The sequence below is a fragment of the Virgibacillus phasianinus genome (genome assembly GCF_002216775.1).
Lineage (GTDB): Bacteria > Bacillota > Bacilli > Bacillales > Amphibacillaceae > Virgibacillus_F > Virgibacillus_F phasianinus.
The window spans coordinates 529,948-543,477 of record NZ_CP022315.1 but is presented as its reverse complement, the minus strand read 5'-3'; the positions used below and the strand labels follow the sequence as shown (position 1 = coordinate 543,477).

Here is a 13,530-nt window from a genome sequence, read left to right as displayed (position 1 = left end):
TAGCCCGCGAAGCTAGACAAGAAAAGCGTAGCGGGCTGGTCAGCGGTGAAATGCGTAAGCAAGGGACCGTAGAGCACACGGGCTTCGTGCTCGGAGTCCGACAAAAGCATACAGTTCGGATCGATCGGAATTTAATTAGTTGAAAGGTGGTGCTGGAATGTCTGATGCATATAGAGAAGCGGGAGTCGACGTGGAAAAAGGCTACCAAGCTGTTGATTTAATGAAAAAGCATATTGCTAAAACGAATCGCCGGGAAGTACTTGGCGGTGTAGGTGGATTCGCTGGCCTCTTTGATTTAAGCGGCTTTAGCTACAAGGAGCCGGTACTTGTTTCTGGTACCGATGGCGTAGGAACAAAATTAAAATTAGCTTTTCAACTTGATAAGCACGATTCAATTGGGAAAGACTTAGTTGCCATGTGTGTCAACGATATTGTGGCGCAAGGTGCTCAGCCGCTATTTTTCCTTGACTATATCGCTTGCGGAAAAAACAACCCACAAATGATTGAGCAAATTGTTGCCGGCGTTGCAGAAGGTTGTGTGGATGCCGGAGCAGCATTAATCGGCGGGGAAACGGCAGAAATGCCCGGCATGTACCAGGACAATGAGTATGATGTCGCCGGATTTGCAGTGGGCATCGCGGAAAAATCAAAGCTGATCACAGGTGAACATATCAAGGCAGGTGACGTTGTGATTGGTCTGCCGTCAAGTGGAATTCATTCAAATGGTTATTCATTGGTGCGAAAAATTGTTGGCGAATTAACACTTGATGACAACTATCAGGGACTCTCACAGTCACTTGGTCAGACATTGTTAGAGCCTACCAAAATATATGCAAAACCAATTCACAAACTCACTAAGGTAATGGATATTAAAGGAATCTCCCATATTACTGGCGGCGGATTCTATGAAAATATCCCGCGAATGCTGCCTGATGGCTTAGGTGTTGAAATACAACGTAACAGTTGGGATGTACCTGAAATCTTTACGTTCTTACAACAACAGGGCAATATTTCCGATCATGACATGTTTGGTGTCTTTAATATGGGAATTGGAATGGCAGTTGTTGTGGAGCAGGAAAAAGCTGACATTGCAATAGATACGTTGCAGGAAAACGGTGAAGCGGCTGCTATAATTGGTAAGGTTTCCGAGCGTGAAGGGGTTCTTTTTACAGATGACTAAAATAAAAGCGGCGGTTTTCGCTTCAGGAACTGGCAGTAATTTTCAGGCAATTATAGAAGCGAATCAGGATAAGGAACTTGGTTGTGAAATTGTGTTGCTGGTGTGTGATAAACCCGGGGCAAAAGTAGTGGATAAGGCAACGGATTTTGGTGTTCCTACATGTGCAGTCGATCCCAAGTCGTTTTCAAGTAAAGAAGCTTATGAAAAAGAAGTTGTTGCAAAACTTCATGAAGCAGATGTGACATATATTTTCTTAGCAGGGTATATGCGGATTGTTGGACCAACACTGCTAAGGGCGTATGATGGCGCAATTATCAATATCCATCCTTCGCTGTTGCCGGCATTTCCTGGTCTTGATGCAATTGGGCAGGCATTCCGTGCCCATGTTCATACAACGGGGGTAACGATACATTATATTGACGAAGGCGTTGACACTGGACCAATTATCGACCAGGAAGCATTGGAAATTTTACCATCAGATACGGAAGAGACATTAAAACAACGGATCCAGGAAATCGAACATCGACTATATCCAAAAGTAATTAAACATGTACTAAATAGATAATAGTAAGGAGTTTTTTCATGACGAAGCGTGCTCTGATAAGTGTTTCTAATAAAGACAATATCGAAGCTTTTGCAAAAGGGTTAGTGGAACTTGATTATGAAATTATTTCAACCGGCGGAACATTGAAAGCATTACAACAAGCGGGGATTGCCGCCAGTTCCGTGGAGGATATCACCGGGTTTCCGGAAATCTTAGATGGACGGGTGAAAACATTGCACCCATATGTTCATGGTGGTCTGCTGGCTGATCGCAGAAACGAAAAGCATTTGACGCAATTAAATGATCATGAGATCACAGCGATTGATCTGGTCATCGTTAATCTTTATCCATTCGAAGAAACACTGGCAAATGAGAACACAACTGATGCGGATAAAATAGAAAATATCGATATTGGCGGTCCGACTATGCTTCGCGCAGCAGCCAAAAACTTTGCGAATGTAGCGGTTGTTGTCGATCCTGCAGATTACAGCGATATTCTGAATGCAGCTAAACAAGGCAATTTAGATGAGGCGAAGCGCCGCGAGCTTGCGGCAAAAGTATTCCGTCATACCGCACATTATGATGCACTAATCGCCGGATACTTTAATGAGCAAATTGGCGACGACTACCCGAACACGTACTCTAATACGTATGAAAAAGTGCAATCGCTTCGTTATGGGGAAAATCCGCATCAGCAAGCAGCTTTTTATAAACAGAGTGGTGCATCATCTTACAGTCTAGCAACAGCTAAACAACTCCATGGTAAGGAATTATCCTATAACAATATTCAGGATGCTAACGCTGCACTGGAGATGATAGCTGAATACACTGAGCCAACGGTAGTCGCTGTTAAGCATATGAATCCATGTGGTATTGGTGTGAGTGATTCAATTGTGAAAGCTTTTGAAAAAGCATATGAAGCCGACTCAATTTCAATTTTCGGCGGCATCGTTGCATGCAATCGCAAAATTGATGCAGATACAGCTAAGTTACTGCATGAAATTTTCCTTGAGATTGTTATTGCACCAAGCTTTACCGAGGAAGCATTAGCTATTTTAACTGAAAAGAAAAATATTCGCCTGCTTGAAGTTTCCATGCAACAAGAAAATAGCAAATCGAAAAAAATTACCAGTGTAAATGGCGGGTTGCTTGTTCAGGACCAGGACAAAGGCAAGACAAGTGTGAATGAGTGGACATATCCAACCAAACGTCAGCCATCGGAAAAAGAGGTGGCTGATCTACTGTTCGCATGGCAAGTAGTCAAGCATGTCAAATCAAATGCGATCGTGCTGGCAAAAGATAACCAAACAGTTGGAATAGGTGCTGGACAAATGAACCGGATCGGTGCTGCCAACATTGCGATTGAGCAGGCGGGTGAAAAAGCTAAGGATTCTGTGTTAGCTTCAGATGCATTTTTCCCAATGCCTGACACGGTGGAAGCAGCTGTTAAAGCAGGAGTAACTGCCATCATTCAACCAGGCGGATCAAAGCGCGATCAGGATTCCATTGAAGTATGTGACAAGCACGGAATTGCAATGGTATATACAGGGATGCGACATTTTAAACATTAAGTGGGGGACAGTCCCCGCCGCGTTAACGCGGTAAAGTTTTACAGTGACGGGGGACTGTCCCCATTCAGGGAGTGAGCAAATGAATGTACTTGTTATTGGAAAGGGTGGGCGTGAGCATAGTATTTTGCTGAAGCTGGCTGAAAGTGCGGATATCAAAAACCTTTACGCTGCACCTGGCAATGGTGGGATTGCGCAACATGCTACCTGTGTTGCTATAAATGAAACAGAAATAGATCAATTAGTTGATTTCGCTAAACGGAACCAAATTGATCTGACAGTTGTTGGACCTGAAAAACCATTACTCGATGGAATTGCCAACCGTTTTCAGGATGAGGGGCTTAAAGTATTTGCTCCAACGAAGGAAGCAGCCCTTTTAGAAGGCAGTAAAAGTTTTGCCAAAGAATTCATGCAAAAATATGCCATTCCAACGGCGGGCTATGCAACGTTTACAGACCCTGAGGAAGCAAAAAGTCATATCAAAGAAAATGGCGCGCCTATCGTTATTAAGGCAGATGGACTTGCTGCTGGAAAAGGTGTTGTCGTGGCCGAAACGGTTGAGGAAGCACTAGAAGCAGTAGATAACATGCTTGTGAACAAAGCATTTGCTGAAGCGGGAGAAACAATCGTTGTAGAGGAATGCTTAGTCGGCAAAGAGTTTTCCTTGATGGCCTTTGTAAATGAAGGGAATGTTTATCCAATGGTTCCTGCTCGTGACCACAAACGGGCATATGATAATGACCAAGGGCCAAACACTGGCGGAATGGGGGCATTTGCTCCCGTTGAGGATATTACACCGGAGATAATCGCTTATACAACACGCGAAGTTTTGCAAAAAACAGCAGATGGAATGGTGGAAGAAGGTCGTCCGTTTACAGGGATATTGTATGCTGGATTAATGCAAACCGAAGATGGACCTAAGGTGATTGAATTCAATACACGTTTCGGTGATCCTGAAACACAGGTCGTTTTACCGTTGTTACAAAATGATTTATTACAGGTATTCCTCGACGTTTTAGATGGCAAAGACCCACAATTAAAATGGGATGATCAGGTTGCACTTGGTGTCGTTGTTGCGTCGGTTGGCTATCCTGGTTCTTATGAAAAAGGGGTGCAATTACCAGAGATTCCACGGGAAGGCAATGCCTACGTTGTCCACGCCGGCACGAAAAAGGTGGCAGATGGCATCGTGTCTGATGGTGGGCGTGTTCTTTTAGTTGGTGCAAAGGAAACCAATATGAATGAAGCAGCCAAAACGGTCTATCAAACTCTTAAATCACTTGATGACACTGATGGATTCTTCTATCGCAAAGATATCGGTAAACATTGATAATTAATTTAAATTCAGATGGGATCCTGGCATTTTGACTAAAATGAACTGGGAACCCTCTGGATTTTTTATAAGATCAGATAGTATAAACGAAAATCTGTCTAGCTTCAGCGCCCAGAAGCTGCCGTCATAAGCAATGGACACTACGAACGCCAAACCCATGCGTTCTGCGGTCCCTCGCTTATGCGTCCGCTTCTAAACGGGCGCCCTGAGCTTTTCTTATTTTCCTCACAAAATAGTCACTTTCGCACGCCAATTCGATAGTGTGTAAAAGTTATAAATATGGTACGATATAGAAAATATGAAATTGGAGAGTTGTCTTATGGAAGAGAACGGATACCTCTGGCGGAACCGTGAGCTTCGAGAACATGTTGCAGTAATCGATGGAAAGGTAGCGCCAACAAAAGTACTAACAAACGGAATCTATTTAAATGTTTACACTAAACAATGGCTAAAAGCAAATATATGGATATTAAAAAATCGAATTGTTTATGTAGGAGATAAATTACCAGAGCAAACAGATGGTGTGGAAATGATAGATTGTGAGGGCCGCTATCTGGTACCTGGATACATTGAACCGCATGCACACCCTTTTCAGCTATATAATCCGGAGAGTCTTGCCAAACACGCGGCTAAATTTGGAACAACCACACTTGTCAATGATAATTTAATGTGGCTTTTTTTATTAGACCAGAAGAAAGCGTTTTCTTTATTGAAGGAGTTTACTAAACTACCAATCTCTATGTATTGGTGGGCTCGGTTTGATTCACAAACGGCATTGCAGGATGATGAAGAGCTTTTTAATAGTGAAACCGTGCTGTCATGGCTAGAGAATAAGGCTGTTGTCCAGGGCGGGGAATTAACCGCATGGCCGGCACTGCTCAGGGGTGACGACCGCTTGCTTTACTGGATGCAGGAGGCGAACTGCCTTGGGAAGCCTGTTGAGGGCCATCTGCCGGGAGCGTCGGAGGGAACCCTGAATAAAATGAAGCTGCTCGGTGTTAACGCAGACCATGAATCTATGACAGCAGATGAAGTCAGGACAAGACTAAGACTGGGATTCCAGGTAGGATTACGCTATTCATCAATTCGTCCGGATTTACCAGAAATTCTAGAAGGACTGGTTGCTGAAGGGATTAATACCTATGAAAATATGACAATGAACACGGATGGGTCTACGCCGGCATTTTATGAAGAAGGACTAATGAATGTTTGTATCGCGATTGCAATTGACAAGGGGGTCCCGCTTGAAGACGCATATCGCATGGCAAGCTACAATGTTGCCAAACATTTTAACTTCGATGATGAGCTTGGAGGTATTGCACCTGGAAAAATTGCACACATTAATATATTAGAGGACAAAGTTAATCCTGATCCAGTTAGTGTATTAGCAAATGGACAATGGATTACAAAAGATCATGCCTGTGAACCAGTAAACCATCAAATTGATTGGCAGAAACACGATATTCGACCAATAACATTTGATTGGACGTTAACTGAAAGCGATCTGCAATTTTCAATACCAATCGGACTGGATATGATTAATGATGTGATCATGAAGCCATACGCAATTAAGACTGACGTTACGCTTAATCAATTGCCAATCATGAACAACGATGCATTTCTGTTACTGATTGACCGAAACGGCAAATGGCGAGTGAATACAACCTTGCGCGGGTTTACCAAAGAACTTGGAGCTATCGCAAGTACCTATTCCACAACGGGGGATATTGTCTTTATTGGTAAAAATAAACAGGATATTTTACTCGCATCAGCAAGGCTGCATGAGCTTGGCGGGGGAATCGTTGTTGCCCATGACGGCGAAATCATCTTTGAACTTCCCCTTCCGTTATCCGGTATTATGTTTGATGGCAAAATGGATGATTTAATTGCTAAGGAAAAAGAGCTGAAACTAATTTTAAAAGAGCATGGATATCCATACAGTGATCCAGTCTATTCCATATTATTTTTATCAGCTACTCATTTGCCGTTTATTCGCGTTACCCAGCGCGGAATTGTTGACGTAAAGAAAAGAGAAGTACTCTTCCCAGCAATCATGCGGTAGCATTAAGGAAAGGCGGTGGCGCTGTTCACCTAGACAGACTGGCGCATATATTTCTTTATAAAAAAGGGTGTGAATGAACCGAATGAAAAAAACTTTCTTCTATTTATTTATCGCGATTGTTATACTACTTGTAGGCTGTTCGAAAGAGGAAAGCAGGGCAACAAACAATGATGATAAAGAAAATGCAGTTGAAGAAAAAGACAGCACACCAAAAGTGGCTGAGGAGGCTGAATTTGTTTACCCATTAACAGGCATGGAATCAGATGAACAGGTAGACAATCGTGCAATCGGCATCATGGTGAATAACCACACAAAAGCTCGGCCGCAAACAGGATTATCGAAAGCCGACATTGTTTTTGAGATACTGGCAGAGGGACAAATCACTCGTTTTCTGGCGTTGTTTCAAAGCGAACTGCCTGATGTAGTGGGACCTGTACGCAGTGCACGTGAGTATTACTTTGAACTGGCGAATGGCTATAACGCTCTATATGTTTATCATGGTGCAGCAAATTTTGTGAATGACATGATAAAGGAACGCGGTATCGAACATTTGAATGGTTCCTTGCACGACAATGATGGTCACCTGTTTAAACGGGAAAGTTTTCGCAAGGCGCCACATAATTCCTATGTACAGGTAGGAGCTATTTACGACGTAGCAAAATCCAAGGATTATCCGGTAAAAGCCAAGGATAAGCCATTGCCGTTCTTGGAAAAAGCTGAAGCGAAGAATATTGACGGCGACCCAGCATCACATGTTGAAATTGTCTACTCAGACCAGCCGATGGAAATCGTAGAATATGATTATGATGAAAAGGCTGGAAAATATACGCGATACAGCGACCTGAAGCAAACAGTGGAACTAGATTCTAATGAACCTATTCTGGTTGATAATATTTTTATCGTTAAAACCCATCATGAGGTAATAGATGATGCTGGACGCAGGGCAGTTGACCTTACTTCAGTCGGTGAGGGCTACCTGATCCAAAAGGGGAAGATCCAGCAAGTGAATTGGAAAAATGAGGATGGCCGGATTATCCCTGTTAAAGACGGGAAGAAAGTAGGCTTTGTTCCGGGTAAAACATGGATTAATGTTGTTCCATTAAACACACCAGTGCATGTTTCAAAGTAAAGTCTCATGTATGTTTTTAGCCGGGAAAGAAGCTGAAACAGTTGGGAGGAGTCAAATTGCAAATAGATAAACTACGGGGTAAGCAACTGGATCAATTATTTGATGGAATCCTTTCGTTGCAAAATCGCGAGGAATGCTACCAATTTTTTGATGATATTGCGACTATGAGTGAAATTCATTCCATTGCACAGCGTCTGCAGGTAGCAAAAATGTTATCAGAGGGACTCACATACAATACAATCGAAAAAGAAACAAATGCATCTACCGCGACCATTTCCAGGGTCAGACGGTGCATCAATTTTGGCAGTGATGGCTATCAGATGGTGCTTGACCGATTAGAGGAAAAAGAAAATAAATAGCAACTGCCACAGCTGCAGGCAGCAGCTGTGGTGCATCTTGCTAGGAGCAGCACCCCCGCTTAAAACCACCAAATATCATCTATCCTTTATAATTCCCAATCTATTCGTTTCTAGGATATCGGCCGAATTTGAGATATAAAAGCCGAATCTGGGATATAACAGCCGAATTAAAAATATAACAGCCAAATTCAAGATATAACGGCCAATTCAAAAATATAACAGCCAAACCCAAAATATATCGGCCAAATCAGAAATATAACCGCCAATCCCAATCCCCGTATACCCACTGTTAAAACTCCAGCATATAAATTGCCAAAAAAGAATCCTTCTTAAACCTAAATTCATACTAAATTTTTTGCTATAATAAAGTAATGGAATATAATGATGGAGGATTTATATCTTGCAAAATTCATTGAAAAATTTTAAACATATATTTAAACTTGACCCAGCAAAGGAAATTTCTGATGAAGACCTTGATACACTCTGTGAATCAGGGACAGACGCGATTATTGTTGGCGGGACAGACGATGTGACTTTGGATGGTGTGTTGGATTTACTATCACGCATTCGCCGTCATTCTGTGCCATGTATTTTAGAAATTTCCAATATGGAATCCATTACACCGGGGTTTGATCATTATTTTATTCCGATGGTCATGAACAGCAAGGACAAGAAGTGGATGATGGATATCCAGCATCAAGCGATTAAACAATACAAAGATATAATGGACTGGGATGAAATTTTTGTAGAAGGTTATTGCATTTTAAACGAACATGCGAAGGCCTTTAGCTATACGAACAGTCAGTTGCCTGATGATACAGATGTAACAGCATACGCATATATGGCAGAGCATGTTTTTCATTTACCGGTATTTTATATGGAGTATAGTGGTACTTATGGTGACCCGGCGCTTGTTAAAAAAGTGAAAGAACAGTTGAATAACACGATGCTATTTTATGGCGGGGGAATAGAAAATAATTTTCAGGCGAAAGAAATGAAAGAACATGCTGATGTTATTATTGTTGGTAATAGCATTTATACAAATTTCAAGAAAGCATTAAAAACGGTAAAAGCAGTATCCGATATGGAAAAAGATAATTAAGGTGGTGTCGTTGTGAGTCAGACTATAGACGACTTACTAAAAGGATTAAATAATGAGCAGCAGCAGGCAGTTAAACAAACAGAAGGACCATTGCTCATCATGGCAGGTGCAGGCAGTGGGAAAACGCGCGTGTTAACACATCGCATCGCCTATTTACTCAGTGAAAAGGATGTCGCACCAAGAAATGTTTTAGCTATAACCTTTACAAATAAGGCAGCACGTGAAATGAAAGCACGTGTAAGTAAGTTGATTGGACCGGAAAGTGAAAAAATCTGGGTTTCTACCTTTCACTCCATGTGTGTCCGTATTTTACGCCGCGACATTGATCGAATTGGCTATAATCGTAACTTCACCATTTTAGACAGTGGTGACCAGTTATCAGTCATTAAACAAATTCTTAAAAACCTCAATATAGACCCGAAAAAGTTTGAGCCAAGAGCAATGCTTGGGGCGATCAGTAATGCAAAGAACGAATTAATCACACCGGAGGAATACAGCAAGAATGTAGGCAACTTTTATGACCGCCAGATATCCGAAATTTACACGTCGTATCAAAAAACACTGCAGAAAAATCAATCCCTCGATTTTGATGACCTAATTATGCAAACCATTCACTTGTTTAAACGGGTTCCAGAAGTGCTGGAAAGCTACCAAAGACGCTTTCAATATATTCATGTTGATGAGTATCAGGATACAAACCATGCACAGTATTTCCTGGTGAAGCAGCTTGCATCACGCTTCCAGAACATTTGTGTTGTTGGTGATTCAGATCAATCGATTTATGGATGGCGCGGAGCCGATATTACTAATATTTTAACCTTTGAAAAGGACTATCCGTCTGCAAAATCGGTCTTTCTGGAACAAAATTATCGTTCAACAAAGGCTATTCTGTCAGCGGCAAATAAAGTGATTGAAAACAATACAGGGCGTAAGCCGAAGAACCTGTGGACAGAAAACGATGACGGCAAGAATATTAATTATTTTCAAGGTGGAACTGAACATGAAGAAGCGTTTTTTGTTACGGATAAAATTCAGGAACTGACACGTGAACATGGCTATACACCGAACGATATTGCAGTGCTTTACCGGACGAATGCCCAGTCACGGGCAATTGAGGATACATTAATGAAATCAACCATCCCATATCAAATGGTAGGTGGAACAAAATTCTACGAGCGAAAAGAAATCAAAGACATGGTAGCTTATCTACGCTTAATCACTAATCCTGATGACGATTTAAGCTTTGAGCGAGTGGTAAATGTTCCAAAGCGCGGTATTGGCAAAACATCGGTCGACCGCATTCGTGCGCATGCTGCCGATCATGGAATTTCCTTTTTTGAAACGGTGAAGGAAATTGACTTTGTCGGTGTTTCGAAAAAGGCTGCACAGGCACTATCGGAATTTGGCTCATTAATTGGATCGCTATCACAGCAACAGGAATTTTTGACCGCAACTGATATGGTTGAAGCGGTTTTAAAGCGGACAGGCTATGAAGAGTCACTAAAAAGAGAAAATACCATCGAATCACAAAGCAGACTGGAAAACTTAGAAGAATTTATGACGGTAACCCAGGATTTTGAGGAAACAAGCGAGGAAGACAAAACCCTTGTTACATTCCTTACTGACCTAGCATTGATTGCTGATATAGATAAGGTGGAAGATGAAGATGAAGTTGCAGATGAAAAAATTACGCTAATGACACTGCATGCTGCAAAGGGCCTTGAATTTCCGGTTGTTTTTCTAATCGGAATGGAAGAAAACGTCTTCCCGCATTCAAGATCCATGTTTGATGAAGATGAAATGGAAGAAGAGCGCAGACTTGCTTACGTTGGGATTACCAGAGCTGAAAAGGAACTTTATGTAACGCATGCAAAAATGCGTACACTATTTGGTCGTACAAATATGAACCCAATTAGCCGATTCATCAACGAAATCCCTACCGACCTGCTTGATGGAATTGAGGAAGCCCGGGAAGCGATGTTTGGAGGACGCAGACCAATCCAAGAAACACCAGCTCCTGTCAAACGCAAAGCACAAAAAATGCAGACAACCACAGGTGCGGAAAATCAGCCATGGTCAACTGGTGACAAAGCATCACACAAAAAATGGGGTACTGGTACTGTTGTGAAGGTTCAAGGTGAGGGGGAAGCAATGGAACTTGATATTGCATTTCCGGCGCCGACCGGCATTAAACGGGTATTGGCAAAATTTGCTCCAATCACGAAACAATAGGAGGTGCCTCGAAAGTGGACAAACAACAGGCACAAGAAAAAATCGCTGCACTAACCGAGTTGCTGAATCAATATAACTTTGAATACCATGTGTTGGACAAGCCGAGTGTTCCCGACGCAGAGTATGACCAAAAAATGCAGGAAATCCGTGCATTGGAAGAAGAATATCCAGAGCATGTGACACCTGAATCACCAACACAGCGCGTCGGTGGTGCACCACTGGAAGGTTTTAAGAAGGTACAGCATAATATACCGATGTTAAGCCTTGGCAATGCCTTTAACGAAGATGACCTGCGCGATTTTGAACGGCGCGCAGCAAGTGGTACGGATTCCAAGCTCTCATTTGTATGTGAGCTTAAAATTGACGGGCTGGCCGTATCATTAACCTATGAAAATGGGAAATTTGTTCGTGGCGCAACACGTGGCGACGGAACCACCGGGGAAGATATTACAAGTAATCTTAGAACAATTAAAAGTATTCCACTATCCATTAAAGAGAAGGAAACCATTGAAGTACGTGGTGAAGCCTTCATGCCGCATAAATCCTTTTTGGCTTTAAATGAAAGACGTGAGAAAAAGGAAGAAGAACCATTTGCTAACCCTAGGAATGCCGCAGCTGGTTCATTACGTCAACTTGATCCCAAAATTGCAGCCAGCCGTAACCTGGATATATTTTTATATGGTGTTGGCGACTGGGAGGCAGAACCGCTTTCCTCGCACAGTGAACGGTTAGATTACTTAAAGGAACTTGGATTTAAGACAAATCCGGAATGGAAAAAGTGTGAAACAATCGAGGAAGTAATTGACTACGTAACCCATTGGGAAACAGAACGTCCCAATCTAAGCTACGAAATTGATGGTATTGTCATTAAAGTAGATAGTCTGGATCAACAGGAGGAACTCGGGTTTACGGCAAAAAGCCCGAGATGGGCGATTGCGTATAAGTTTCCTGCTGAAGAGGTAATGACGACCTTACATGACATTGAGCTAAGTGTAGGACGCACGGGCGTGATTACTCCCACTGCGATTTTGGAAGCCGTTAAGGTTGCGGGTACCACGGTTAAGCGTGCTTCTTTACATAATGAAGACCTAATCCGGGCTAAAGATATTAAACTCGGTGATACAGTCGTTATTAAGAAAGCAGGAGATATTATTCCGGAAGTTGTCCGGGTTGTTGAAGAAAAACGAACCGGTGAAGAGAAAGATTTCCGCATGCCTGAACACTGTCCGGCTTGTGAAAGTGAGCTTGTCCGTTTAGAAGAAGAGGTAGCTTTGCGTTGCATTAATCCAAATTGTCCGGCCCAATTAAAAGAGGGACTAATTCATTTTGTTTCAAGAAATGCTATGAATATTGATGGTCTAGGGGAAAAGGTAATCATTCAACTTTTCCAGGAAAGACTCATTCATACAATTGCTGATATTTATCGGTTGGAACGTGAGGATTTATTAAAACTGGAGCGAATGGGTGAAAAATCAGTTGATAACCTCCAAAGGGCGATTGAGGTTTCCAAAGATAATTCGTTGGAAAAGCTCCTATTTGGACTGGGAATTCGCTTTGTAGGGGCAAAGGCTGCAAAGACCTTGGCAACGCACTTTGAAACTATGGAAGGGCTGATGCGGGCTGGCTACGAGGATCTGATCGGCGTTGATGAAATAGGCGATAAAATGGCTGACTCCATTGCGCAATATTTTTCCGAGGAAGAAGTAATCGACCTAGTGAAAGAGCTAGCAGATATTGGTGTTAACATGACATATAAAGGACCGAAGAAACAGGATGTTGCAGAAGACACCATTTTCTCCGGAAAGACAGTGGTATTAACCGGAAAGATGGAAATTTTGACCCGGCCTGAAGCAAAAGCCGCTATCGAGCAATTAGGGGGATCCGTAACAGGCAGCGTCAGTAAAAATACCGATTATGTTATAGCAGGGGAAGATGCTGGTTCGAAGCTGGATAAAGCCCAGAAACTTGGTGTCTCCATTTGGAATGAACAACAGCTTAGAGAAGTCTTAGGTAAGTAAGGA

General features: G+C 42.3%; 10 protein-coding genes. All 10 read left to right on the top strand.

The window, feature by feature from the left end; translation table 11 throughout:
- The first annotated feature begins 157 nt into the window (after window positions 1-157).
- Window positions 158-1,180, top strand: coding sequence for a phosphoribosylformylglycinamidine cyclo-ligase (purM, locus tag CFK37_RS02700; RefSeq protein ID WP_089060454.1), 1,023 nt, complete (start codon window positions 158-160; stop codon window positions 1,178-1,180).
- Entirely contained in the window at window positions 1,173-1,745 is a 573-nt protein-coding gene (gene purN, locus CFK37_RS02695) for a phosphoribosylglycinamide formyltransferase (RefSeq protein WP_089060453.1), read from the top strand. The genes purM and purN overlap by 8 nt, the downstream gene beginning before the upstream one ends.
- Before the next feature lie 17 nt (window positions 1,746-1,762).
- Window positions 1,763-3,295: a bifunctional phosphoribosylaminoimidazolecarboxamide formyltransferase/IMP cyclohydrolase gene (gene purH / locus CFK37_RS02690; RefSeq protein ID WP_089060452.1), complete on the top strand. Its 1,533-nt coding sequence runs from the start codon at window positions 1,763-1,765 to the stop codon at window positions 3,293-3,295.
- Between the two features lie 79 nt (window positions 3,296-3,374).
- Window positions 3,375-4,622, top strand: coding sequence for a phosphoribosylamine--glycine ligase (purD, locus tag CFK37_RS02685; protein ID WP_089060451.1), 1,248 nt, complete (start codon window positions 3,375-3,377; stop codon window positions 4,620-4,622).
- A gap of 322 nt (window positions 4,623-4,944) precedes the next feature.
- Window positions 4,945-6,687: an adenine deaminase C-terminal domain-containing protein gene (locus tag CFK37_RS02680; RefSeq protein WP_089060450.1), complete on the top strand. Its 1,743-nt coding sequence runs from the start codon at window positions 4,945-4,947 to the stop codon at window positions 6,685-6,687.
- An 82-nt stretch (window positions 6,688-6,769) separates the two neighbouring features.
- Window positions 6,770-7,816 carry a DUF3048 domain-containing protein gene (locus CFK37_RS02675; protein ID WP_089060449.1) on the top strand — a complete coding sequence of 349 codons (1,047 nt, stop codon included), beginning with the start codon at window positions 6,770-6,772 and terminating at the stop codon, window positions 7,814-7,816.
- Window positions 7,817-7,872: 56 nt separating this feature from the next.
- Window positions 7,873-8,175 carry a YerC/YecD family TrpR-related protein gene (locus tag CFK37_RS02670; RefSeq protein ID WP_089060448.1) on the top strand — a complete coding sequence of 101 codons (303 nt, stop codon included), beginning with the start codon at window positions 7,873-7,875 and terminating at the stop codon, window positions 8,173-8,175.
- Between the two features lie 400 nt (window positions 8,176-8,575).
- The gene (gene pcrB, locus CFK37_RS02665) at window positions 8,576-9,277 is read left to right on the top strand and encodes a heptaprenylglyceryl phosphate synthase (protein ID WP_089060447.1); all 702 of its coding nucleotides are present in this window, start codon (window positions 8,576-8,578) and stop codon (window positions 9,275-9,277) included.
- A 12-nt stretch (window positions 9,278-9,289) separates the two neighbouring features.
- On the top strand, window positions 9,290-11,509 hold the full coding sequence (gene pcrA, locus CFK37_RS02660; protein WP_089060446.1) for a DNA helicase PcrA: 2,220 nt from the start codon (window positions 9,290-9,292) through the stop codon (window positions 11,507-11,509).
- Between the two features lie 14 nt (window positions 11,510-11,523).
- Window positions 11,524-13,527, top strand: a complete 2,004-nt coding sequence (gene ligA, locus CFK37_RS02655) for an NAD-dependent DNA ligase LigA (RefSeq protein WP_089060445.1) — start codon at window positions 11,524-11,526, stop codon at window positions 13,525-13,527.
- Window positions 13,528-13,530 lie beyond the last annotated feature (3 nt).

Bases quoted from the DNA above. Each gene is read 5' to 3' on its own strand.
- purM (WP_089060454.1), top strand. From the start codon at position 158: ATGTCTGATGCATATAGAGAAGCGGGAGTCGACGTGGAAAAAGGCTAC.
- purN (WP_089060453.1), top strand. From the start codon at position 1,173: ATGACTAAAATAAAAGCGGCGGTTTTCGCTTCAGGAACTGGCAGTAAT.
- purH (WP_089060452.1), top strand. From the start codon at position 1,763: ATGACGAAGCGTGCTCTGATAAGTGTTTCTAATAAAGACAATATCGAA.
- purD (WP_089060451.1), top strand. From the start codon at position 3,375: ATGAATGTACTTGTTATTGGAAAGGGTGGGCGTGAGCATAGTATTTTG.
- CFK37_RS02680 (WP_089060450.1), top strand. From the start codon at position 4,945: ATGGAAGAGAACGGATACCTCTGGCGGAACCGTGAGCTTCGAGAACAT.
- CFK37_RS02675 (WP_089060449.1), top strand. From the start codon at position 6,770: ATGAAAAAAACTTTCTTCTATTTATTTATCGCGATTGTTATACTACTT.